23 protein-coding genes are annotated in these 21,837 nt (G+C 59.6%); 3 read left to right on the top strand and 20 right to left on the bottom strand.

The features are described 5' to 3' along the window. Positions 1 to 25: 25 nt before the first annotated feature. Positions 26 to 859: an alpha/beta fold hydrolase gene (locus J2858_RS22885; RefSeq protein WP_210107193.1), complete on the bottom strand. Its 834-nt coding sequence runs from the start codon at positions 857 to 859 to the stop codon at positions 26 to 28. Between the two features lie 81 nt (positions 860 to 940). On the opposite strand from J2858_RS22885, the gene J2858_RS22880 reads away from it, so the two are divergent. Beyond that, complete coding sequence (locus tag J2858_RS22880; protein ID WP_210107192.1) at positions 941 to 1,996, top strand: GlxA family transcriptional regulator; 1,056 nt, start codon at positions 941 to 943, stop codon at positions 1,994 to 1,996. Positions 1,997 to 2,467: 471 nt separating this feature from the next. Here J2858_RS22880 and J2858_RS22875 read toward each other — a convergent pair whose 3' ends face one another. The 10 genes from J2858_RS22875 to J2858_RS22830 form a co-directional block, all read right to left on the bottom strand. Beyond that, positions 2,468 to 3,499 (bottom strand): L-idonate 5-dehydrogenase, encoded by a 1,032-nt coding sequence (locus tag J2858_RS22875; RefSeq protein WP_210107191.1) that lies wholly within the window; start codon positions 3,497 to 3,499, stop codon positions 2,468 to 2,470. Positions 3,500 to 3,510: 11 nt separating this feature from the next. Next, a complete protein-coding gene (locus tag J2858_RS22870) occupies positions 3,511 to 4,458 on the bottom strand; it encodes a 2-hydroxyacid dehydrogenase (protein ID WP_210107190.1) in 948 nt (315 codons plus the stop codon). 19 nt (positions 4,459 to 4,477) lie between these two features. Further along, on the bottom strand, positions 4,478 to 5,029 hold the full coding sequence (locus J2858_RS22865; RefSeq protein ID WP_210107189.1) for a gluconokinase: 552 nt from the start codon (positions 5,027 to 5,029) through the stop codon (positions 4,478 to 4,480). Beyond that, on the bottom strand, positions 4,998 to 5,765 hold the full coding sequence (locus tag J2858_RS22860) for an SDR family oxidoreductase (RefSeq protein ID WP_210107188.1): 768 nt from the start codon (positions 5,763 to 5,765) through the stop codon (positions 4,998 to 5,000). Before J2858_RS22860 ends, J2858_RS22865 begins: the two co-directional genes overlap by 32 nt. A 55-nt stretch (positions 5,766 to 5,820) precedes the next feature. Beyond that, positions 5,821 to 6,495, bottom strand: coding sequence for a 4-carboxy-4-hydroxy-2-oxoadipate aldolase/oxaloacetate decarboxylase (locus J2858_RS22855; RefSeq protein WP_210107187.1), 675 nt, complete (start codon positions 6,493 to 6,495; stop codon positions 5,821 to 5,823). Positions 6,496 to 6,588: 93 nt separating this feature from the next. Next, on the bottom strand, positions 6,589 to 7,425 hold the full coding sequence (locus J2858_RS22850; RefSeq protein ID WP_210107186.1) for an ABC transporter substrate-binding protein: 837 nt from the start codon (positions 7,423 to 7,425) through the stop codon (positions 6,589 to 6,591). Between the two features lie 32 nt (positions 7,426 to 7,457). Then, a complete protein-coding gene (locus tag J2858_RS22845) occupies positions 7,458 to 8,225 on the bottom strand; it encodes an amino acid ABC transporter ATP-binding protein (RefSeq protein WP_210107185.1) in 768 nt (255 codons plus the stop codon). After that, the gene (locus J2858_RS22840; RefSeq protein WP_210107184.1) at positions 8,222 to 8,977 is read right to left on the bottom strand and encodes an amino acid ABC transporter permease; all 756 of its coding nucleotides are present in this window, start codon (positions 8,975 to 8,977) and stop codon (positions 8,222 to 8,224) included. The genes J2858_RS22845 and J2858_RS22840 overlap by 4 nt, the downstream gene beginning before the upstream one ends. Next, positions 8,974 to 9,681, bottom strand: a complete 708-nt coding sequence (locus J2858_RS22835) for an amino acid ABC transporter permease (protein ID WP_210107183.1) — start codon at positions 9,679 to 9,681, stop codon at positions 8,974 to 8,976. Before J2858_RS22835 ends, J2858_RS22840 begins: the two co-directional genes overlap by 4 nt. Next, a complete protein-coding gene (locus tag J2858_RS22830; protein ID WP_210107182.1) occupies positions 9,678 to 10,454 on the bottom strand; it encodes an SDR family oxidoreductase in 777 nt (258 codons plus the stop codon). The genes J2858_RS22835 and J2858_RS22830 overlap by 4 nt, the downstream gene beginning before the upstream one ends. Before the next feature lie 191 nt (positions 10,455 to 10,645). Here J2858_RS22830 and nac point away from each other — a divergent pair, with 191 nt between their 5' ends. After that, positions 10,646 to 11,551 carry a nitrogen assimilation transcriptional regulator NAC gene (gene nac / locus J2858_RS22825; RefSeq protein WP_210107181.1) on the top strand — a complete coding sequence of 302 codons (906 nt, stop codon included), beginning with the start codon at positions 10,646 to 10,648 and terminating at the stop codon, positions 11,549 to 11,551. Here the strand turns inward: nac and J2858_RS22820 are convergent. The 9 genes from J2858_RS22820 to J2858_RS22780 all read right to left on the bottom strand — a co-directional run bounded on the left by J2858_RS22820 (position 11,548) and on the right by J2858_RS22780 (position 19,393). Next, positions 11,548 to 12,753: a pyridoxal phosphate-dependent aminotransferase gene (locus J2858_RS22820; protein WP_210107180.1), complete on the bottom strand. Its 1,206-nt coding sequence runs from the start codon at positions 12,751 to 12,753 to the stop codon at positions 11,548 to 11,550. The two genes, nac and J2858_RS22820, sit on opposite strands and share 4 nt — an antisense overlap. A gap of 61 nt (positions 12,754 to 12,814) precedes the next feature. Then, positions 12,815 to 13,582, bottom strand: a complete 768-nt coding sequence (locus tag J2858_RS22815; RefSeq protein ID WP_210107179.1) for a 5-oxoprolinase subunit PxpA — start codon at positions 13,580 to 13,582, stop codon at positions 12,815 to 12,817. A gap of 34 nt (positions 13,583 to 13,616) precedes the next feature. Next, the gene (locus J2858_RS22810; protein WP_210107178.1) at positions 13,617 to 14,612 is read right to left on the bottom strand and encodes a biotin-dependent carboxyltransferase family protein; all 996 of its coding nucleotides are present in this window, start codon (positions 14,610 to 14,612) and stop codon (positions 13,617 to 13,619) included. Then, positions 14,609 to 15,316 carry a 5-oxoprolinase subunit PxpB gene (gene pxpB / locus J2858_RS22805; RefSeq protein WP_210107177.1) on the bottom strand — a complete coding sequence of 236 codons (708 nt, stop codon included), beginning with the start codon at positions 15,314 to 15,316 and terminating at the stop codon, positions 14,609 to 14,611. The genes J2858_RS22810 and pxpB overlap by 4 nt, the downstream gene beginning before the upstream one ends. Next, positions 15,313 to 15,711, bottom strand: a complete 399-nt coding sequence (locus J2858_RS22800; protein WP_210107176.1) for an acetyl-CoA carboxylase biotin carboxyl carrier protein — start codon at positions 15,709 to 15,711, stop codon at positions 15,313 to 15,315. Before J2858_RS22800 ends, pxpB begins: the two co-directional genes overlap by 4 nt. Then, positions 15,708 to 17,087, bottom strand: coding sequence for an acetyl-CoA carboxylase biotin carboxylase subunit (accC, locus tag J2858_RS22795; RefSeq protein WP_210107175.1), 1,380 nt, complete (start codon positions 17,085 to 17,087; stop codon positions 15,708 to 15,710). The genes J2858_RS22800 and accC overlap by 4 nt, the downstream gene beginning before the upstream one ends. Then, positions 17,087 to 17,515 carry an acetyl-CoA carboxylase biotin carboxyl carrier protein gene (locus J2858_RS22790; protein ID WP_210107174.1) on the bottom strand — a complete coding sequence of 143 codons (429 nt, stop codon included), beginning with the start codon at positions 17,513 to 17,515 and terminating at the stop codon, positions 17,087 to 17,089. The genes accC and J2858_RS22790 overlap by 1 nt, the downstream gene beginning before the upstream one ends. A 320-nt stretch (positions 17,516 to 17,835) precedes the next feature. Next, positions 17,836 to 19,089, bottom strand: a complete 1,254-nt coding sequence (locus J2858_RS22785) for a type II toxin-antitoxin system HipA family toxin (protein WP_210107230.1) — start codon at positions 19,087 to 19,089, stop codon at positions 17,836 to 17,838. Then, a complete protein-coding gene (locus J2858_RS22780; RefSeq protein ID WP_210107173.1) occupies positions 19,082 to 19,393 on the bottom strand; it encodes a helix-turn-helix domain-containing protein in 312 nt (103 codons plus the stop codon). Before J2858_RS22780 ends, J2858_RS22785 begins: the two co-directional genes overlap by 8 nt. A gap of 262 nt (positions 19,394 to 19,655) precedes the next feature. Here J2858_RS22780 and J2858_RS22775 point away from each other — a divergent pair. Beyond that, on the top strand, positions 19,656 to 21,837 hold a 2,182-nt coding region (locus tag J2858_RS22775), incomplete at its 3' end, for a hypothetical protein (protein WP_245367113.1).

The raw sequence follows: 21,837 nt of genomic DNA, 5'->3' as shown, positions 1-21,837 counted from the left end.
ACGTATGTGTTCTCAGTTCCGCGGCTCATTGTCCTGCCTCCCGAGCAGCCTGATCGATCAGATCGGCAACCGCATCAGGATGGGAGACGAGGGACATGTGGCTGGCGAATAGGGATGTGACGCTCGCGCCTATCTGGTGAGCGATGGCTAGCTGAACCTGAGGTCCAAGCGCGTTATCGTTCTCTGTCTGCAGGTACCAACTCGGTTTATCATGCCAAGCGGCATGGCTGATTTTGCCGGCGAAGGTCGCTGCTGCGATGGGCTGCTGGAGCGCCGCCAGTTCAGCCGCCTTGTCCTCTGAGACATCAGCCGCCATGACGTTGCGATACGCCTTCGCGTCATCCAGCCAGATCAGCCCGTCCGCATCCGCAGTAAGCCCTGCCATCGGCGCGTTCAGGCGGTTCAGAAGATCGCTGACCGACTCGCCACTATCCGGCACCAGGGCCGAGAGGTAGACGAGGCCTTTTACGTTTGCGGCGTTGCCAGCCTCGGTGATGACAGCGCCCGCCCAGGAATGGCCCACAAGCAGCACATCGCCGGTCTGGCGGCGCAATACGCGATTGGTCGCAGCGACATCATCGGCGAGCGAGGTCAGCGGGTTCTGCACGGCCGCGACGCGATAGCCGCGGGCCTGAAGCCGTTTGATGACTGGCGCCCAACTGGATCCATCGGCAAAGGCGCCGTGGACGAGCACGATCGTGCCGATGGCGTGACTTGCCGGGGCGGTCTTGGCTTCGCTCGTCGACAGCGAAAATGCCAGGCCGAGCGAGGCGAGGATACTGCCGGTGAAACCCGACGACGTCATCGCAATTGCTGCTATCCGCGGGAGGCCGGTGGTCTTATGCGTTGATGTTTTCATCTGTGAGCGCCTTGATGCATTGTTGAGGCGAGTATACCTCTCCGCTGCCGCGTCCTTCAGATGGCAAACTGGACATCCTTCATGCAAAACTCGCCAATCGATATGCCAACTCGCACCGTTAATGTCGCGGTGATCGCCGTCGAGGGAAGCCTTCTTTCGGCGATTGCTGGATTGACGGATCTGTTCTGGATCACCAACCAGGCACTCCGGGCGCCGCCCGAGGGGACAGCAGCAGGGTTACCCGCGGAGACCCAGCATTATTTCAAGACGACGATCGTCAGCGCTGACGGGGTGCCGCCTCATGCCGCACAAGGCCGCCGTATTCCTGTCGACTGTTCGTTCGACGAACTCGGTCCATGCGATATCGCGCTCGTCGCCGGTATGGCATTGGGGCCCGATCGTCTTCCACCGCTGTCCGATTCGATCGAGAAGGCAGCGGAATGGCTTTTGACCAGGCATAAGCAGGGCGCCCTCATCGGCGGGGCCTGCGCTGGAACATTCATCGTCGGCGAAGCCGGGCTTCTTGATGGTCGACGCTGCACCACGACGTGGTGGCTGCATCACGCTTTCAAGCGGCGTTTCCCAAAGGCGCGACCGGTGTGGGGAACGGCAGTTGAGGAGCAGGATCGCGTGATTACCACAGGGGGTCCGTTATCATGGATCGACCTGGCGCTGCACGTCATCAAGCGCACTGCCGGGCCAGAGACAGCCAAACTCGCGGCTGATGTATCGGTCGCCGACACGCTGCCGATGCCGCAGATGATCTATGCGCCGCGCGGTTACGTCAACGCAGCCGACCCTTTGCTGCTGCAGGCGGAAGAGATCATCCGTCATGCAAGTCCGGGGATGACGGCGGAAGCGCTCGCCAGCGCGCTGAATCTCAGCGAGCGGACACTGCACCGGCGGCTGAAGGAACTTACCAGCGAGTCGCCAAAGGGCTTCATGACGCGAGTCAGGATCGAGATGGCCTGCGTGCTCCTCGAAACGCCAGGAGCGAGCGTGAAACAGGTGGCGCAGCAGTGCGGGTATGGCGATGAGACAGCGTTTCGGCGCGCCTTTATCCAGTTGACCGGCATGACGCCGGCCGACTACCGGCGCTGGGCGGTTGGGCGCCGTTTGCCAATCGGAGCAACGTGAGATTGAATAAAGGCGAAGGCTTCACAGATGAAAGCGCTGACGCGCTCTAAAGTTTTTGACGTCGCATTTTCTCGGCAACCAACGCATATGCCGATGTTTGTTTGATGGCGCGCAGAAAATATGATGCTTTTTTTCGAAGTTAGGTCCGGTTTTGGGAACGTGATATCATCAAGTTCATGACCGAGATGACGGCGCAAAGAGGTCATTGCGTGTGGGCCGCGAGTTACTCATCAAAATAGTGTTGCCAGCATCTTGCTCTTCATGGGGTTCTAACCGGCAAGCTTAGGCTTAGGATCTGGAAACCATTGAGAATTTAATCCTCTCAAGCTGCAGTGTCTCAAGATGAAGGGCGTTCAGATCCTAAAATTCGTCAGCCGATGCAGGTGAACCGAACCCTATTAGCTCGTCTTCAAACTTTTCCTCCGATGTCTCTATCTTTGAAATCGCTGAAGGTTGGCAGGAAAGTTGGAATCAAAACACCAGCTGCACCTTCATCGACTGTGTTCGGTCTCCGGCGATTTCGAAGGCTGCGGCGGCATCCTCAATCGGGTAGGTCCCAGTCAGAAGCGGTGCAAGATCCAACCGTCGCTTGTTGATGAGGTCTACCGCCAGGCCGAATTCCTCGTGAAAGCGGAAAGTCCCCTTTATCTCGATTTCCTTGGCCACCACCATGTTCTGCGGAATGGCGACATCGCCGCCCAGGCCGAGCTGCACGAGGGTCGACCGCGGACGAAGGACCTCCAGGCCGGATCGCACGGCACGCTCATTGCCTGATGCTTCAAACTGCACATCGAAATAGCCCTTGTTTGCCGCATAGGCATTAAGCTGTTCCGGGTGGGTTTCGACGTTGATCGCACGGTCGGCGCCCACGTCCAGAGCCTTCTGCAGCACAGCATCCATCACGTCGGTCGCCACGATCTCGCGGGCACCATGAGCGCGCGCGGCAATGATCGCCAATGCGCCGATCGGACCGCAGCCTGAGACCAGGACCCGTTTGCCGGTGAGCGAGCCTGCACGGTTGACGGCATGCAAGGTCACGGCAAAGGGCTCGGCCATCGCAGCCTCATGTATGGAAATACCATCCGCCACTTTGTGGCACTGCCACTGCTCGGCGACCAATCGCTGGCGGAAGGCGCCCTGAACGTGCGGCATCGGCATGGCCGAACCGTAGAACCGCATGTCGAGGCAGTGGTTCTGTTGCCCCTGAAGGCAGTATTCGCAGGTGCTGCACGGCCTGCTCGGAGACACCGCAACCCGGTCTCCGATGGCGAGACCAGACACCCCTGCCCCGATGGCTTTCACGGTGCCGGCGACCTCATGGCCGAGGATCATCGGCTCGCGGATGCGCACCGTGCCGAAGCCCCCGTGATTGTAGTAGTGCAGGTCAGACCCGCAGATACCACCAGCCTCGATAGCGACGTCCACCTGACCGGTCCCGAGCACCTCGACAGTCCCCTCTTCGATGCGAAGATCCTTCGCGGCATGGATGACGATGGCTTTCATGACTTTCTTCCTCAGAGCACGGGGGTCGGCAGGGTAGCGCCGGCAAAATGGGCCGAAAGATTGTCGCGCACCAGTTTGCCCATCGCCTTGCGCGTCTCGATCGTGCCGGATGCGTGGTGTGGCTGGACCAGCACGTTGTCGAGCGCAAGGAAACGCGGGTTGAGCCTGGGTTCCCCCTCGAAGACGTCAAGTGCGGCGGAACCGAGTGAACCTGTTTCAAGTGCGCCGAGCAGCGCCTCCTCATCAATGTTGGAGGCCCGCGAGATGTTGATCAGCATCCCCTCCGGGCCGAGTGCATCAATCACTGCCTTTCCGACAATGTGGCGCGTGGCGGCAGAGGCGGCGAGCGTTACGAAGAGGAAATCCGCATGGCGGGCAAGCTCGACCGGATCGGCAATATAGGTCATTGCCTCGGCATAGGGTTTCTCCGAAACATCGCTATAGGCGATGTCCATGTCAAAACCCTTGAGGCGCTTGGCCACCTCGTAACCAATACGGCCGAGGCCGAGAATGCCGGCCTTCCGGCCCCATACGCGACGCTTCAACGGATAGAGGCCCTTTGAGGCCCAGCTGCCGTCGCGCACCCAGGTCTCCGCGCCGATCATACCGCGCGACTGAACCAGCATCATGGCAATGCCGAGGTCGGCGGCGTCATTTGTCAGCACGTCAGGGGTGTTGGTCACGCGAATGCCTCGAGCCCGGGCCGCATTAAGATTGACCGCATCGAAACCGACGCCGTAGATCGAGATGATCTCCAGCTTCGGCAGCTGACCGATCAGCTCGGCCGAAGCTCCGAGTTCACCGCGCGTGGCAATCGCCCGGATACGGTCGGCATGCTGGCGAACAAACTCATCCTTGTCAGCGGCCTCGTAAAGCTTGTGCACGATAAACTGCGCCTCAAGTTCGACCATGTCCCATTCGGGATATGGGCCGATCAGCAGAAGTTCGGGCTTGCTCATAGTGTCCTCCTTCATATTTTTAGCTCGCCTTTGGCTTGCCCGAGGCAAGCGCGGTAATCGCCTGATCGCCGATCGCCTGAAGCGGTTGATTGATATCGATGGCAACGACATCCGGTTCGGCATCCGGCAGTTCCAGCGTTGCCAACTGGCTGTCGAGTAACGAAAGCGGCATGTAATCTTGTTGGCGCGCAGCCATCCGGGCGGCAAGCATCAGTCTATCACCCTGCAGGAACAGAAATGTCAGCGGCCGACCGGCCTTCTCGCGCAGGAGATCGCGATAGCTGCGCTTCAGCGCCGAGCACGAGGCGATCAAGCCTGCATCCGCCGCCAGCTCTTCACCCAGCGCCTGCAGCCAAGGCCATCGGTCTGCATCCTGAAGCGGAATGCCCTTGCGCATCTTGCTGACATTTTCCGGCGGATGCAGCCGGTCTCCTTCGAGGAACCGCACGCCAAGTTGGTCCGCAAGCTGTGCCCCCACCGAGGATTTGCCGCAGCCTGACACGCCCATGACGACGATCGGACCACACTGCTCGACAAGACTAGAGACTGATGGTGATGCCGCCGTCGACATAAAGCGTGTGTCCGCTCACGAAGGAGGAAGCCTTGCTCGAAAGGAAGACGGCAGCGCCGACCAGTTCATCGACATTGCCCCAGCGGGCAGCTGGCGTCCGCTTTTCAAGCCATGACGAGAATTCCGCGCTATCGACCAGCGCCTGGTTGAGCGGTGTCTTGAAATAACCCGGCGCCAGCGCATTGACCTGGAGGCCGTGCTTGGCCCAATCCGTGGACATGCCGCGTGTGAGGTTCTTCACCGCACCCTTGGTTGCCGTGTAGGGCGCAATGCCGGGACGGGCGAGTTCGCTCTGCACTGACGCGATGTTGACGATCTTGCCGCGCCCGCGTTTGATCATGTGCCGCGCCACAGCCTGCCCGACATAAAACACGCTTGAAATATTCGTCTTCAGCAGTTGCTCCCAGCGTTCGGCGGGAAAATCCTCGAGCGGCGTGCGGAACTGCATGCCGGCATTGTTGATCAGGATGTCGATCGGGCCGAGTTCGCGCTCGATCGCCTCCACGCCGGCCTTCACGGCCTCGCCATCCGTCACGTCGAAATTGCTGACCGCGACCTGGTGACCAGCCTGTCGCAACTCTTCTGCGGCAGCCTCAAGTCTTACCGCATCACGGCCGTTGAGAACAATAGAAGCGCCATGTTCGGCAAGGCCTTTTGCCAGCGCAAAGCCGATGCCCTGCGAGGAACCGGTCACAAGGGCATGCTGCCCGGAAAGGTTGAAAAGGGGGAAGGTCATTCAAACCTCCTTACGATATGAAAAATGCCATGGGGTCGACTGGTGTGGCCGCCGATCAGATTTCGACGACCAGGCCTTTTGCCTTCAGCACGGCTTCCAGGTTGGAGACTTCCACCACAGACTTTCCGGCCTTGTAGGCCGCGATATAACCTGCTTCGGCATCCTCGCGGGCCTGCGAAAGCTTCGTCACTTCCGCCACTTCGTTGCGGCGAACCACGACCAGACCATCTGCATCGCCAACGATGACATCGCCCGGATGGATGATCTCGCCGCCGACGATAATGGAATCGTTGGTCGTGCCGAGGGTCTCCTTGACGGTGCCCTTGATGCAAGTGCTGAGCGAGAAGACCGGCAAGCCCAGTTCGCGAAGCTGCAGCGTATCGCGCACGCCGGTATCGGTCACAAGACCACCGATACCCTTTGCAAGGCAGGCATTGGCCAGCACGTCCCCGAAAGACCCGGCCTCTTCATACTCTCCGGCCGAAACCACGATGATATCGCCCCGCTTGGCATAGTTGATGGCAAGCTGCAGCATGATGTTGTCACGCGGCGACGATTTGACCGTGAAAGCCGGACCGCACAGCTTCATGCGATAATCCACCGGCTTCAATTGCGACGACAATGCGCCGCGGCGGCCCTGAGCTTCATGGATCGTTGCCGGAGAGAACTTTGCAAGCGCCTCGATATCGGCCTTGGACGGGCGTTCTGCGATGTCTTTGATGTGGATCACTTGGATTTCCTCGCACAGGTACCCGTGGCAGCAGAACCATCTCCACCGCCATGAGCACTGACATTTTTTTGAGTTGGGTCCCGGCCGTTCGGCTTATGGGATCGGGTCGAATTTCAGTTCGGCAAGCGGCACGACCTTGTCGGTGCGTGTCATCTTGTAATCGGTGTTCGGGCCAAGCCACTTGTCCCAGATCTGGTTCAGTTCACCGGATGTATCGAGCTTGCGCAGGACTTCGTTGACCTTGGCGGTGAGCGCCGGATTGTCCTTGGCCATGCCGATACCAATCGGCTGGTAGAGCATCGGCTCCGGAATCATCCGCATTTCCTTGCCCTTGGTCTTCGATTCCAAGACCAGCTTGGTCGTCGTCATCGTGTTGGCGACCATGCCGCGCGCCTTGCCCTGCTGGGCGGCGAGATAGGCAGAGGCCGTATCCTGGAAGGTCAAGGGATCGGACTTATTGAGTTTGATCGACATTTCCGACGTCGAGCCCTTGGTCGATGCCAGGCGCTGGCCCTCGAAATCAGTCTTGCTTTTGCCCGGATCGTCTGCCGGAACAATCAGCATTTCCTTGGCGAGATAATAGGGGTCACTGAACTGGATCTGTTCGGCGCGGCTGAGTGTATAGGCAAGGTTGGCCACCGTGATATCAACGCGACCGAGCTTGACCTCGGGTACGCGGGCCTCGACGGACACAGGCTTGATTTCCACCTTTACACCAAGGGCCTTGCCGATGGCGTTGCACAGATCGACGTCGAAGCCGACCATTTCACGAGTCTTCGGATCGGGCGAGGCGAAGGGGGGCACGTCAGCAAACGTTGCGCAACGCAGCGTCTTCGACGACATGATCGTGTCGAGTTGATCCGCCTTGGCCGGCGAGATGGCTGCGGTACCGGCAAGTGCCGCCGCCAGAGTGATGCATTTCCAGTTCATTGCTGCTCTCCTTTGTTTTTTGGTTTTGGATATCAGTGGCGCAGATCGGCGAGGAACCGCTGCGCACGGGGATGGCGGGGGGTCTTGAAGAACTCTTCCGGCGGAGCCGTCTCGAGGATTTCGCCCGCATCGATGAACCAGATGCGGTCGGCAACGTCGCGGGCAAACCCCATTTCATGCGTGACGCACAACATGGTCATGCCTTCGCCCGCAAGGCTTTTCATCACCGAGAGGACTTCCCCGACCATTTCGGGATCCAGCGCGCTGGTCGGCTCATCGAACAGCATGACCGGCGGCTCCATGGCGAGCGCGCGGGCGATGGCCACACGCTGCTGCTGTCCGCCGGAGAGCTGTCCGGGATAGGCGTTTGCCTTTTCCGCCAGACCCACGCGATCAAGCAGTTTCAGCGCCTTGTCATAGGCCACGTCCGGTGCAACGCCCTTCACGCGCACCGGCGACATCGACACGTTCTCGACCACCGACAGATGCGGGAAGAGGTTGAAGTTCTGGAAAACGAAGCCGATGCTGCTGCGCAAAAGATTGAGTTTCTTCGCCGGCATCGTCGCGTGAATATCCTGACCGTCGAAGACGATCGAACCACTGTTGATCTCCTCCAGACGGTTGATGGTGCGGATCAATGTCGACTTGCCCGAACCGGACGGGCCGCAGATCACCACCACCTCGCCGCGCGCGACAGAGGCATCGATGTTTTTCAGAACCGGATGATCGCCATAGCTCTTGTAGACGTTGGACAGGCGGATCGCCGGGGCCTGTTGCGGAGTGGGTGCGGACATGTTCATGGCTGCTCCGATAGGATTTTGGGCGGCGCCAGAGTTGCAACTGCCGCGCGGGATGGTCCGGCGCGCCGGCGGGTAATCCGTCGCTCGATGACGTCGGCGACCTGGGTCAGGCTCCAGCAGATGGCGTAATAGACGATCGCTAGGATCAGAAAGACCTGGAAGGGCTGTGTCAGAAGCTGGTTGTTGACCTGGCTTGCCGCGAAGGTGAGATCCGGCACGTTGATGACATAGCCGATCGTCGTATCCTTGATCGTGGACACGAAGGTCGAGATGATGCTCGGGATCATATTGTAAAGCGCCTGCGGCAGGATGATGAACCGCATCGCGCCCAGATAGCTGTGTCCCAGCGCCTTGGCTGCTTCCATCTGCCCATGACCGAGGGCGACAATGCCGCCGCGAACGACCTCGCTGAGAAATGCCCCCTGGTAGATGACCAGCGTCGTCAGCATGGTGACAAAGCTTGGAACATCCGCCCCGGTCAAAAGCGGAACCAGGAAATAGCTCCACAGAACCAGCATCAGCAGCGGCACGCCGCGCGTGATGTAGACGAGCGCCGTGACGGGCCACCGCAACGCACGCCATTTCGACAGGCGCGCCAGGGCAAAGAGGATGCTGATTGGAAAGGCAAGTGCGATACTGAGCGCCGAGAGGATCAGCGTATTGGCCAGGCCGCCCAGTGGACCGTTCGGATATTGGCCTATCAACAGCAGCAGCCAGTAATCCTTGATGATGGTGATGATGTCCGTGATCATGCGCGCGCCCTCCGAACCGGGTCTGCACGCAATGACAGATAGGCACCGGCACCCATGATAAGCAGAGAAAAGAACAGATAGAGCACCGTGCCGATCAGATAGATCTCGAAGGTCCGGAAGCTGAGGTTTTCAATTTCCTTGACGGCGTGGGTCAGTTCCGGTGCACCGATGATGATGGCCAGGCTGCTGTTCTTGAAGAGCGATACACTGTGATTGATGAGCGGCGGCAGCGCATTTCGAACACCCTGAGGCAAGATGACGAAGCGCATCGCCGACAGATAACCGTGACCGAGTGCTTTGGCCGCTTCCATCTGCCCGGGACTAACAGAGCGCAGCCCGGAGCGCAGATCTTCGCTGAAATAGGCGGCCTGGCAAAGCCCGAGACCGATGATGGCGAAGATAGTTTCGGCATTGTGGGCGGAAAGCCAGGAAGTCAATCCGTTCGGCATCAAAGTGAAAATGCCGAAATACCAAAGCATCAGCTGAACCAGCGTCGGCACATTGCGGTGATAGGACACGTAGGCCGCGACGGAGTATTCACCCAGGCGAAACTGCGAAAACCGGATGGAGAGAAGCGTGATCGCAAGGGTCATCGCCAGCAGCCAGGAACCGGCGAAGATCACGAAGGTCATCTCAATGCCATGCAGCAGCATGGCGACAGAGGCCGGATCCTTGAGAATGGCCGAGAGGTCGAATCCGCTCACCGGGTCGGCTCCCCGATCCCGTCTGTCTTGGCCGCCTGCGGCCGTGCCGTCTGAAGCCCACCCATCACCTGGAGCGTCGGCGTGATCTCCATGTGACCGATATTGACAGCGACCGGCGCAGCAATTGCAAAGGCGATAGCGTCCGCAATGTCGGCGGCCTGAGGAAGCTCGAAGCCGTCTATGAAGCGTTCGCGAATGCTCGGATCATTGCCATGCACGTGGTTGAAGATATCCGTCGCCACGCGACCCGGGCAGACTTCCGTGACGCGGACGCGCTTGCCGAAGGCATCCAGCCGCAGCTGGTTCGACAGCATTGCCACACCAGCCTTGACGGCATGATAGGTGGAGTTGCCGCCGAAATTGTAGTTGCCGGCAATCGAAGAGATGTTGATGACGTGACCGCGGTCGCGGGCAACCATTCCCGGAACGATCAGCCGGCAGATGTGCAGAACCGCGCGCAGGTTCACGTCGACAAGCAGATCGATGTCACCTTCATCGGCGTCCAGGAACTTCTTGGGTCGGTCGACCCCGGCATTGTTCACGAGGATGTCGAAAGGAACCTGGGATGCGAGGTCGGCGATCGCGGCGCGATCCGTCACATCGATGACGTGCGCGATGCAACCGGTCCGTTCGGCAAGAGCCTTGAGCGCATCGCCGCTACGGGCAATGGCGTGCACTTCGATATTCTCGCGACGGAAGCGCTCGACGATGGCAGCGCCGATGCCGGAGGATGCTCCCGTCACCAAGGCTGTCTTGTAATCGCAGAATGGCATTGAAGTCCCCTTTTTTGTTGCCGCAGACATTAGCGACGCTTTAATTGCTTGCCTAAGACCGATTATCTCTGGAGCAATAAGCAAGTTGTATGGAGCCCCGCTTCTGCGCCAATGATCGGAAGCCCGGCGTTTGCAAACGGAACTCGCCTCTGTAAACATGCGCCGAGAGAGAACAAAAGCATCCCGATCAAATGGACATCAGGCGCCTCAAATCCTTCATCGTGATTGTCGACAGCGGGAGCATTACGCGTGCTGCTGATCTGCTGCACATCGCGCAGCCGGCGCTGAGCCAGCAGTTGTCCGCTCTGGAAGACCATTTTGGCCAGAAGCTTTTGATACGCAGCCAGCAGGGTGTCAGCATGACGGATGCAGGCCATGCGGTTTATCGCCATGCCCAGATCATCCTGCGGCAGATGGACCAGGCGCAGGCCGATGCATCGGCAGCCGGCAATTCGCTGGCCGGACGCGTGTCCGTCGGCCTGGTGCCTTTCAGCAGCGCGGCCACCCTTTCGGTCGATCTTCTCGCGGAGACCCGCCGGCGTCACCCCGGAATCCTGCTGCACCTGACCGAGAGCGTCGGCCAGACCTATAGCCAGATGATCATGAACGGCCGATTAGAAATGGCACTGATCCACGGCACGGGGCCGATCAAGGGTGTACGCTTCGATCCGATCCTGAGAGAAGACTTCTATCTGGTCGCGCACCGCGATTTCGGGCTCGAAGATGACTGCAAGCCGGTGCCGCTGGCAGCGCTGGACAGCATGCCTCTGCTGCTGCCGCCCGCCTACAACTTCGTCCGTCGTGCGGTGGACACTGCCTTTACCCGCACCCGCAACAGCATGAAAGTGGTGGCGGAAGTCGAGATCGTGCGCACCTTGGCGCGCGCGGTGGCCGCAGGTCTTGGCGCGACGATCATGCCAAAGGCGATTGCCGACCGTATCATGACGGAAACCAGCGAGCCGCTGATCTGCCGGATCGTCTCCCCGCGGATCGAGGAGACGCTGTCTTTGTGTGTCTCCGACCAGAACCCGCTGTCGGAGCCGGCACTTGCGGTCAGGGATATCCTGGTCGAGCTGACCGAAGGGCTGAAGATTTAACGCATGTCCGCACAGAACTGGGCAATGCGGGCGCAGCCCTCCTCCAGCATCTCCATGCTGGTTGCGTAGGAAATGCGGAAGAACGGGCTCATGCCGTAGGCACTGCCCTGTACGGTGGCGACGTGGTGTTCATCGACCAGCGCCATGACGAAATCGACGTCCGTCGCGATCTTGCGGCCGCCCTTGCTGGTCTTTCCAATCAGGCCCGACATGTTCGGATAGACGTAGAAGGCACCATCGGGCTTGTGGCAACGAAGTCCTTCCACCTGGGACAGCTTGTCGATCACAAAATCGCGGCGCGCTTTGTAGATCGCCGCACGTTCTTTCAGCAGGTCCTGGGGACCGTCGAGTGCTGCAATCGCTGCCGCCTGGGTCAGGGTCGATATTCCACCGCTGTTCTGGCCGTTGACATTGCTGATCGCGGCCATCAGTTCCTTCGAACCGCTGGCACAGAAGCCCAGCCGCCAGCCGGTCATCGCATAGGCCTTCGAGACACCATTCATCGTCAGCACGCGATCATGGAGGCGGGGTTCGACCTCGGCGATCGTGCAGAAATCGAAATCGTCGTAGACCAGATGCTCGTAGATATCATCGGTCAGGATCAACACGTCAGGATGGCGCAGCATCACGTCAGCGATCGCCGCCATCTCGGCCCGCGAGCAGGCGGCGCCGGTTGGATTGTTCGGGAAGTTCAGAAACAGCCATTTGGTGCGCGGCGTGATGGCGGCTTCCAGGTCTTCCGCGCGCAGCTTGAAGCCGGCCTGCTCAAAGCAGGGGACAGCGACCGGGACGCCGCCGGCGAACTTGACGATATCGGCATAGCTGACCCAGGAGGGTGTGGGGATCACGACTTCATCGCCGGGATTGCAGGTTGCCAGCATCGCATTGAAGATCACCTGCTTGCCGCCGGCCGAGACGATAATCTGGCTTGCATCGTATTCGAGGTTGTTATCGCGCTTGAACTTCCTGCCAATGGCGGCCTTGAGCGCTGCCGTGCCGTCCATGGGCGGATATTTGGTGTCACCGTTCAGAGCAGCGGAATTGGCGGCCTCGATCGCGTGGGCCGGCGTCGGAAAATCTGGCTCGCCGGAGGAGAGGCTGACGACCTTGATACCCTTGGCTGCCAGCTCTCGGGCGCGCTGGGTCATGGCTGCGGAGGCGGAGATGGAGACATTCTTCAGGCGGTCGGCTGTGACGGACATCAGTCTGGTCTTTCGATGGTGGATTGAAATTGGAGGAACGCCCACCGGGCGATCAGGCATGTCAGCTGGCGAGTTTCGCCGCGGGAGCAAGAGTGGCGCCGGCCGCCTCGATTTCGCTGCGGACGATGCGGGCAAGCTCCAGTGAACCGGGCGTGTCACTATGGATGAGAATGGAACGCGCCTGCATCGGAATGACCGTTCCATCGATCGCCTCGACGGTTCCATCCACGAGGAAGCGACGCACGCGGGCGCGTACCGATACCTCGTCCTTCACCAGCGCGCCGGGCAGACCACGCGCAACCAGTTTGCCGCGCGCGTCATAGGCGCGGTCAGCGAGGAACAAGGCCAGCGTCTTCAAGCCAGCCCGCTTTGCAGCCTTTTCAATTTCACTGCCTGCGGTGACGAAAACAGCCAGACCCGGGTCCACCGCGACAATCGCCTGCATCATCAGGTCTGCAACGGCCGGATCACGCTCGACCATGGTTCCCATGGCCGCGTGGAAGCTGAAATGGCCCACCTTCATACCCTCGGCTCTGGCGATCGCGATCAGGGCACCGAGCTGGTAGAGCATCTGCTGGCGCAGTTCATCCGGCTGAAACGGCATTTCGCGACGCCCGAAACCGATACGATCCGGTAAACCCGGATGCGCACCGATACCGACGCCGTTCACCTTCGCGAGCCGCACCGTCCGCGCCATCGTATCGGGGTCGCCGCCATGAAAACCGCAGGCGATGTTGGCGGAGGAAACGATCTGCATCATCGCCTCGTCGTCGCATAGCCGGTACGGACCAAATCCTTCACCCATGTCGGAATTCAGATCGATCTTCATCCTGCGCTCCTCTCGATACCGATAGCCAACATGCTCAAGCCATTGCCTTCAGAGCGCGCTTGACCATCGGTATGGTCTGCCTCAAATCTGCGATGTAGCGTTCGACGGCTTTTTCCACTGCCCGTGCTTCCGCGTGGCTCGAACGGACGAACTGCACGCGGCTGCCGATCCGGGCCTGGCCGAGCCGCCACAGATCGCATTCGATGACACCGGCAATCTTGGGATAACCACCGGCCGTATTTGCGTCGCTCATCTGCACGATGGGTTCGCCACCGGGCGGAACCTGGATCACGCCCGGCACCACGCCATGCGATCGCATCTCGACGGTTTCCGTCGGCACGATGGCGTCGCCGGAAAGGCGGTAGCCCGTGCGGTCGCTGCGCGAGGAAATGCGCCAGGTCTGATCCCAGAACGCCTTGCCATCATCCGCAAAGAGGCCATGTTCGCCGGCCGGCAGGGCACGGATCAGCAAAGTTCCATCAGGGGATGAAGGGAAGACATCCTGCAGGACTATCGACGGCTCCACCACCGCCAGACCCGAGGCGGGCAGCGGAATGTTGGTCGAGGCCGCCCCCGCGATTATCTGGTCGCCCTTCACCAGAGGCCGGCCTGCATATCCGCCAAAGCCGCCGCGCAAAGAGGTGCTGCGCGAGCCCATGACCGACGGCACGTCCACGCCTCCGGCCACGCAGACGTAAGCACGCGCGAGCTTTGGTGGCTGCCTCAACTCAAGAATCTGGCCCGCCTCGGCAGTAAAGGCGCACCATGCAGGCAGTTCGATACCGTCTAGGACCGGGTTGCCATCCGTTCCGGCGATGGCAAAGCCGGTCCGCTCGGTGAATCGCAGGCGGAACGGAAATGTCTGGATCTCCAGCGCGGCTGCGCCCTCGTCATTGCCGACAAGACTGTTACCGATCCTCACCGCGAGCGAGTCCATGGCGCCGCTGGCCGAAACACCGATATCGCGATAACCCGGACGTCCAAGGTCCTGTACGGTGTTGAAGGGGCCGGTTTCGAGGATTTCAATCATAGCTCGATCCTCGCGGGCAAGAACCGGACAATGTCGCCCGGCGCCATCATGGCCGGCGTCAGAGACTGCGGGTCAAACATCTGCAGATCGGCAAAGCCGATGGAGTTCCAGCCATTGGGTCCGGTGAGCATGGCAACCCCCGTCTGCATCCCGCCAATTGTCACACAGCCCTTCTCCATCTTCAGCGACGGCACGGTCTTGCGGGGCATGTAGATGCGGGGATCGAGACCGTGGAGATAGCCAAAGCCCGGCGCGCTGCCGAGCGCGAACACCCGGTAGATCGCCTCGTGATGGATGCGGACCACCTCGCGATCGGCAAGCCCCGACAGGTCACACAATGCCGGCAGATCGGTCGCATATTGTCCACCGTAATGAACGGGGATCTCGATGGTTTTCCCGGCAAGATCGATGCTGCGAGCAGCGTCCCAGGCCTCTGACAGCCGATCGATGACCTCAGCCGGATCCTCGGGCGTCTGCTTGAAAATGGCGAGAAGGTTGGTCATGCCGGGAATGATTTCCACCAGATCGGTCCAGCCCTTCAGCGTCTGGGACAGGGCCCAGATGCGACGCTGGGCAGGCAGGTCGAACTCACCGGGCGCCTCCAGCAGAAAGGATCGGCTGCCGATCGCGGAGATGCGAGCATGGTCCTTGACGACGGGAATGATGGTCAATGGCTGCATGTGTGTGTGCACTGTCGCTATCATGACTGGGCCTCGATCTCGAACAGGGCATCACCGAACCCGACCAGCGTGCCAGGTTCTATCAACCGCCTGCTCAAGACACCGGAATGTCCCGCTTTCAGGGGAACCAGAACATGACCGACCCGCAAAAAGCCCAGAACATCGGCGGCAGCGACGGAATGTGGAAGGTCTGCTGACGCGGAATCCCGGAGCTGAAAAATCCCGGCCATCGGTGCATTGATCACAGCGGGTTTGGATGAAGCTCTGGCCGCTTGCGAAACGTGGTTTTCACCACCGGAGACGACAATGCGCAGTTTCCCGGAGGCGCTTGAGATTTCCAATCCGTCCACACCGGCTGCCGTGAGCACTTCGGTCAGAAAGGCAATCGTTTTCGGATCGCTGAAGTCGATCTCGCTCATGGCGTGGCCCTCTGTTTCAGCCATTGCTCCAGATAGTGGATGTCGGTCTCGCCTTTCGCAAAAGCCGCATCATCGAACAGTGCGCGCAGGAACGAAATGTTGGTGGAGATGCCATCCACGCGCGTGTCGGCAAGCGCCTGGCGCATCCTGGCCAATGCTTCGGTACGCGTCGGCGCATGGACGATCACCTTGGCAATCAGCGAGTCGTAATAGGGGGAGACCTTGTAGCCAGCATGGATGTGGGTATCGACGCGGATGCCCTCTCCTTCAGGCAGCTCGAGCCCGGTGATCACGCCCGCAGATGACATGAATGTTTCGGGGTCCTCGGCATTGATGCGGCACTCGAAGGAATGGCCTTTGCACGTCACCTGCTGTTGGGTCAGTTCCAACGGAATGCCCTGCGCCGCCTTGATCTGCTGCTGGACGATATCGATCCCGGCCGTCAGCTCGGTGACCGGATGCTCGACCTGCAGCCGCGTGTTCATCTCGATGAAGTAAAACGCTCCGTTCTCATAAAGAAACTCGAAGGTTCCGACCCCGCGATATCCGATCTGCCGGCAGGCCTCGACACAGGCTTCACCGACCGGCCCGATGATCTCGGGAGCAATCCCGGGGGCCGGGGCTTCCTCGACAACCTTCTGGTGACGCCGCTGCATGGAGCAATCGCGATGCCCAAGCCACACGGCGTTACCATGGGCGTCGCAGAGGACCTGAATTTCGATATGACGCGGATGCTGGAGAAACTTCTCCATGTAGAGCGCCGGCGAACCAAAGGCCTGGCGCGCCTCCTCCCGCGTCAGCGCAAGCGCGTCCTGCAACCGGGCCGGCTCCGTCACCACCCGCATGCCGCGACCACCGCCGCCACCTGTCGCCTTGATGATCACAGGGTAACCGATGTCGAGCGCGATCTGTTCGACGAGGCTCTGGTCGTCCGGCAACGCCGTGTCCGGACCGGGAACGCAGGGCACGCCAGCCGCGATCATTGCGCGCTTCGCCGCGATCTTGTCCCCCATTGTGGCAATCGAGGCGGCAGTCGGCCCGATAAAAACCAGTCCCGCAGTCTCGATAGCCTCGGCAAAGGCTGCATTTTCCGAAAGAAAGCCGTAGCCGGGATGAATGGCCCCTGCCCCGGTCAAACGGGCTGCGAGAAGAATGGCGTCCTTGTTCAGATAGCTTTTGGACGCGCTGGACGGGCCGATGCAGAGAAACACGTCCGCAGATTTGCCGTAGGACGCGTCGCGATCCGGTTCGGAACAGACTGCCACGGTTTTAAGCCCGAGATCGCGGCAGGCGCGCTGAACGCGCGTTGCGATCTCGCCGCGGTTTGCGATGAGGACTGTGTCAAAAAGCGGCTTATGGTCGGGAAAGGGCGACATCAAGCGATCTCCGCCAGCAGGTTGCCCGTCTCCACCTCACCGCCATCAATGTCTGTGAGGTGGACAATGCGCCCCGAGCGCGGGGCTGAAATCGTGTTGAAGACCTTCATCGCCTCGATGACGAAGAGCGTCTGCCCCGCCTCGACTGCATCGCCGAGCTTCACGAAGGGTGGCTCGCCCGGGGCCGGCGCTCGGTGCAGCACGCCAAAGACAGGGGCCTTGACGGGCACGGCAGCAGCCGGGGTTTGAGCGATGGCACTCTCAGACGTGGTGGCAACTGCCGCAGCGTTCGTTGGGGTCGAGGAAGCATGGCCGGACGGGTGGTTGCGAAAAATGCGGACCGTAACGTCCTTTTCGGTGACCGCAAGTTCGGACACGTTCGATTGACCGACAAAATCGATGAGTGCTTTGATTTTCGACAGATCCATGACGCGCCTGGTATTTTGCAATGAAGACAGCCCCTCTAGCGGTCGCAGTGGGGCTAATTCAGTTCATTCCGTACCATGAGCCATTCGACGATGGGGTCAGACGAAGTTTGTATGGACGAGTGTCGCCATGACTTCACCCCCGCTCACGACAAAATCAGAGGGCGGATGGCGAGACTGCTCACGTAAAGAGATATCTGAACGCATCAGCGAATAATCGGAGATTTGAATGTCTTTCAAGCTCTTGAAGGGATACGAACCGGTAACCCTATCGGCATTGGTGGGCTATGAAACTGCTCCGGGTTACGCAAAAACACCCATTGCTAATCAGCGCACGTGCCGAGGATCGTCGACATCAGCTTGATGTGGGCGTCAATCCGTTCCAGCACTCTATCGGGGAGAACAGCTCGTTCAGGCAGAGACCACCAAGACTGGTTGACGCGCTCGACTGTCTCCGTAACAGCCTTCAGCACAGCAGCTTCAGGCAGTCGCGCACGATGGGCGAAGACTTTCCATCGCTGGGCGTTCATTGCCTTGAACGACCTTTCCCCGGCCAGCGACAGTGCCATGGCGTCCGACGGAATGTAAGGGACAGTCGAGAGCACATCATAGACTGGAGCGAGTGCCGGCTTGTCGCCCTTCCCATGATAAATCAGCGACCAATTCTTGAGGTGCATGTCGCCATTGCCTGTCAGGGTAGCCAAAGCAAGTCGTCGGACGAACTCGAGGGCTGCCGCTGAAGAAACGGCGACCCCAAGAGCCGCAGCGATATCGTGGTAGGCCGCCCCGTCATATTTTTGAGACGGATAGACGCCGAATACCTGAGCGAAATCTTCGATATGGACGCGCTCACCACCGGCAATGCGATCGAAACGTTTGACGAGGAGGACTTTGCCGTCGGACAATGTCTTAAACTCCTCCGGCATACCCTCGAACTGCGATTGTTCCACGAGCTCGCGTTCCGGCACGTCCATACCAATCGCTTCGGCCAATGCGAGATTTGCAAATTCGTTTTCCGAGACACCGGGAAATGATGTCGATGGAAACTTGGCGATATATGAACCCTGCTCGTCGCCTAAGGGGATCGTCAGACCGCCGCCCTTGCCTGTGTTTTTGATGACGGAGAGTTTCATCTGCACGCCGGCGAGCGAAAACCGGGCCTTCGGTCTGGGGGGTATCAAACGCTCATTACGAACAACGGTGCCTTCGCTCGGCACAATTCGGACAGCCCCCGGCAGATCCGATCCGAGTGCTGCGAGCAAATCAAAATCATTTCCTGCTCGCACGCTACCTGAATGGTGCTTCTCCATCGCCTCGCGCAGTTTATCCTCTGGAAGAAGGTTCGCAAAGAACGATGGCAAAGCCCTTGCGACAGGCTTCGGGTCCTTCCGCAAACCCCCATGTGCCGCGCGAAATGACAAACTGAGCACTGGAAAACCACCCGTCTGTCGATAGCTCTCCTCAAAGCTGAACGCGTTGAAGTCTCCCGGCGTCCTCACGATCATGCCGACCTTCAGGTCATTCAGCAGCACGTCCAGTGAGGTTATAGATCTTGGATCAAGAGGCGCATCAGACATTGCCATCACCATCAGGACTGGCGACGAAAGCAGGAAGGTCATCTTCGGCGCCACCTGGCTGCAGTAAAGCTTCAACCGCCGGGACCATAGCCTGCGGGATGAGCATCAGTTCCAGACCAAGCGCACGACCAATGTTGATCAGAGTGGTCGTACGGGCAGCGCTGACTCCAGCCTCAATCTCGCGGTAGCGCGGTCGCGATATACCCGCCATATCCGCAACCCGCTCCTGGGTGAGGCCCAAAGTCTTGCGCGACGTCTTGAGCAACCGCCCTATCTCCTGAAGGGCCTCAGAATCCGACTTCATACGATACCTTAACGCTTCATTTTTCCCATTATGATATGTTCACGTATCTCACTGCAACGCTCATGTCAAACTAAATACCGCCAATAGGGATCATATGAGAATAAGAGATCCTTTTACCGATCAATTTTGCTTTCTCTGCTGATAGGACGCCAGACAATCTGGGCACCGAAACTGGAAGCACACCCGCAATACACCCTTTTTTTAAATGTCCGCTCCTACCCGCCCGCGCTCGGCACCGGCGCCGAGAGAACGGAATAAGAGAATGTCAAAACACGATCTTTCAACTCATCACTTTCAACAAAAAATCTCGGATTTCTGCGAGGTGCGCATCGCGCCAATCGCCTCACAGCGAGTTCTGGAAAGCATTCGGCCCTATCTCGTTGGTCTTGTCATCCACCGCCGGCCACCACCGATCGTTAGTGGGCGTATGGATTGGACGGCCATCGGCGAGGCATGCGGGATCGAAAACCAATTGACGGCCGAATTAAAGAAGGCGCTCCGTCCGGGACTGGACGCGATTATCCGCTGGCTCGGCGAACCACCTGCCGCCGACGACATACAGTCGAGGAAAACACGCACGAAATCGCGGCATACTGTTCGGCGCAAGGTGGAAACTGCGACGCGTTCCAGACCTCGACATATCCTCTCCGACAAGACCCCGGCTACCTCCTCATCAGTACCGAGGAGACCACAACCGAAACCAATCAGCCCATTCCCTGAGCCATTGTTTGAGGCGACCGATGATCCGGCGAGCTTTAGCGATGCGCTCGTTTATCACATGCGCCGGTTCGGCGAGAGCTACTGGCAACTCTACCGCGCCGTCGTTCGCCTGGGCGAGACATTCGACGACAAGACCCTGCTATCATGGGTTCAGGGCGAGCGCGTGCCGCGATCTCTGACGAGCTTCGAGATCCTCTTCCGTATCGAGCGGCGCTACCGACTGGGACAGGGCTATTTCAAAGCAAAGCTGCGGCACCAATCCCGCTCCCTATACGGCCATGATATGGGTGACATCAGCGCTGCGGAGCGGCGACGGCTTGCATGGCATCTTCCGGACGATTTCAGCAGCTTGCCGTTCTTCAAGCGGGAGGAAATCATCGAGTGGGTGCGCCGGGTTATTATCTCGGGCTCGACTGATTATCGCCGCTACCAGGCGGCGGCCACCAAGCAACGTTATGCGATACGATTTCCGGGGGTCACCTATGGCGGAGGCACCCTGTCTCCACGACCACAAATGAAACCGGAAAGAACGAGCCACAATCCCGAGGCCTTTGAAGATCCTGATCTCCTGTCCGGCGTCGTCGACGCGCCGCCGCGGTTGGCTATGGAGATGGCCGATCTGATCCGCTTCAAGACATCGACGCTGACCGCAATCGGCTTCCAACGAAATGGAGTTTGGGGAGAGGAAACCGCATCCCAGAAGGTCGAGCATCTCGGGCTCATGTTCGGTGCACTCGCTGCCTCACCCGCCAGCGTCGTCAAAGGACGCGGTGTGCCGCTCAGCCAACTGACCTTTGGCCTGTTGATCTTCCCGGGCGTCTGGGACTGGTACCTCCAATGGCGGGAGCAGCGCCGCGGCTTCTACACCAAATGGGAAGAAGACATGCTGATGGTGGCGCAAGCTCTCACGCGGGCAGAGGTGGGCTGGATCCGCCAGCATCCGGAGCTCCTGAAGAAGGTTCAGCCAATCGAAGGGCTGATCGCGCCGGAGGAGATAGACTTTGCGGCGCGTGACTGGCACGGCACCTGCGACGCATTCCACCGGCATGCTGCCAATCGCTCGAAGGAAATCCAGCGTGTCATGCGTGTCCATCGCGATCCGTTCGAGCCGATCATGGTAGTCCTCGAAGCAGACAGCCCAATGTCGGAATACCGCAAGATCATGGATGAGATCCTGAAGCGCATGCCTGATGAAGATCGTTATCCTCGGGCAGCAGCCGAAGCGGTCCGCTCTTTCCTTTTGCTGCGCCTCGGCCTGTATCTTGGGCTTCGACAAAAGAACCTTCGACAGCTTCGCATGTGCCCGCGGGGGCATTTTCCGACATCTGAGCGGCGGCTGGAGGACATGAAATGCGGTGAATTGCGCTGGAACGATCGGGAAAACGGATGGGAGGTCCTCATCCCCTCAATCGCCTTCAAGAACTCGGGCTCATCATTCTTCGGACAAAAGCCGTTTCGCCTGATCCTGCCGGATTTGCTCGACCTCTACAAATACCTCGAAGCTTATATCGATCGCCATCGTGGGGTGCTGCTCGGTCCAGCAAAAGATCGCGGCACTCTGTTCGTCAAGACCGTGAAGACGACCAGTCTGGACGCGGCATACGATTCGACTAAATTCTATGAAGCCTGTGACCTGCCGCTGAACTTTCATCCAGCAGCGATTAGAGCCTCGGCGGTTTTGAACTGCTCCCAGACATTGGGCCAGCGGAGGCTGGAGTTTTCCG

Source organism: Neorhizobium galegae, from assembly GCF_017877135.1.
Classification (GTDB): domain Bacteria; phylum Pseudomonadota; class Alphaproteobacteria; order Rhizobiales; family Rhizobiaceae; genus Neorhizobium; species Neorhizobium galegae_A.
The sequence above is the reverse complement of the archived record's forward strand: the minus strand, read 5'-3'. Positions and strand labels throughout refer to the sequence as shown.

Excerpts from the sequence above, each read along its gene's own strand:
- J2858_RS22785 (WP_210107230.1), bottom strand. The coding sequence starts at position 19,089 with ATGTCTGATGCGCCTCTTGATCCAAGATCTATAACCTCACTGGACGTG.
- J2858_RS22820 (WP_210107180.1), bottom strand. The coding sequence starts at position 12,753 with ATGTCCGTCACAGCCGACCGCCTGAAGAATGTCTCCATCTCCGCCTCC.
- J2858_RS22880 (WP_210107192.1), top strand. The coding sequence starts at position 941 with ATGCAAAACTCGCCAATCGATATGCCAACTCGCACCGTTAATGTCGCG.
- J2858_RS22845 (WP_210107185.1), bottom strand. The coding sequence starts at position 8,225 with ATGAACATGTCCGCACCCACTCCGCAACAGGCCCCGGCGATCCGCCTG.
- J2858_RS22860 (WP_210107188.1), bottom strand. The coding sequence starts at position 5,765 with ATGACCTTCCCCCTTTTCAACCTTTCCGGGCAGCATGCCCTTGTGACC.
- J2858_RS22870 (WP_210107190.1), bottom strand. The coding sequence starts at position 4,458 with ATGAGCAAGCCCGAACTTCTGCTGATCGGCCCATATCCCGAATGGGAC.
- nac (WP_210107181.1), top strand. The coding sequence starts at position 10,646 with ATGGACATCAGGCGCCTCAAATCCTTCATCGTGATTGTCGACAGCGGG.
- J2858_RS22815 (WP_210107179.1), bottom strand. The coding sequence starts at position 13,582 with ATGAAGATCGATCTGAATTCCGACATGGGTGAAGGATTTGGTCCGTAC.
- accC (WP_210107175.1), bottom strand. The coding sequence starts at position 17,087 with ATGTCGCCCTTTCCCGACCATAAGCCGCTTTTTGACACAGTCCTCATC.
- pxpB (WP_210107177.1), bottom strand. The coding sequence starts at position 15,316 with ATGATAGCGACAGTGCACACACACATGCAGCCATTGACCATCATTCCC.
- J2858_RS22780 (WP_210107173.1), bottom strand. The coding sequence starts at position 19,393 with ATGAAGTCGGATTCTGAGGCCCTTCAGGAGATAGGGCGGTTGCTCAAG.
- J2858_RS22810 (WP_210107178.1), bottom strand. The coding sequence starts at position 14,612 with ATGATTGAAATCCTCGAAACCGGCCCCTTCAACACCGTACAGGACCTT.
- J2858_RS22885 (WP_210107193.1), bottom strand. The coding sequence starts at position 859 with ATGAAAACATCAACGCATAAGACCACCGGCCTCCCGCGGATAGCAGCA.
- J2858_RS22875 (WP_210107191.1), bottom strand. The coding sequence starts at position 3,499 with ATGAAAGCCATCGTCATCCATGCCGCGAAGGATCTTCGCATCGAAGAG.
- J2858_RS22800 (WP_210107176.1), bottom strand. The coding sequence starts at position 15,711 with ATGAGCGAGATCGACTTCAGCGATCCGAAAACGATTGCCTTTCTGACC.
- J2858_RS22850 (WP_210107186.1), bottom strand. The coding sequence starts at position 7,425 with ATGAACTGGAAATGCATCACTCTGGCGGCGGCACTTGCCGGTACCGCA.
- J2858_RS22790 (WP_210107174.1), bottom strand. The coding sequence starts at position 17,515 with ATGGATCTGTCGAAAATCAAAGCACTCATCGATTTTGTCGGTCAATCG.
- J2858_RS22830 (WP_210107182.1), bottom strand. The coding sequence starts at position 10,454 with ATGCCATTCTGCGATTACAAGACAGCCTTGGTGACGGGAGCATCCTCC.
- J2858_RS22865 (WP_210107189.1), bottom strand. The coding sequence starts at position 5,029 with ATGTCGACGGCGGCATCACCATCAGTCTCTAGTCTTGTCGAGCAGTGT.
- J2858_RS22840 (WP_210107184.1), bottom strand. The coding sequence starts at position 8,977 with ATGATCACGGACATCATCACCATCATCAAGGATTACTGGCTGCTGCTG.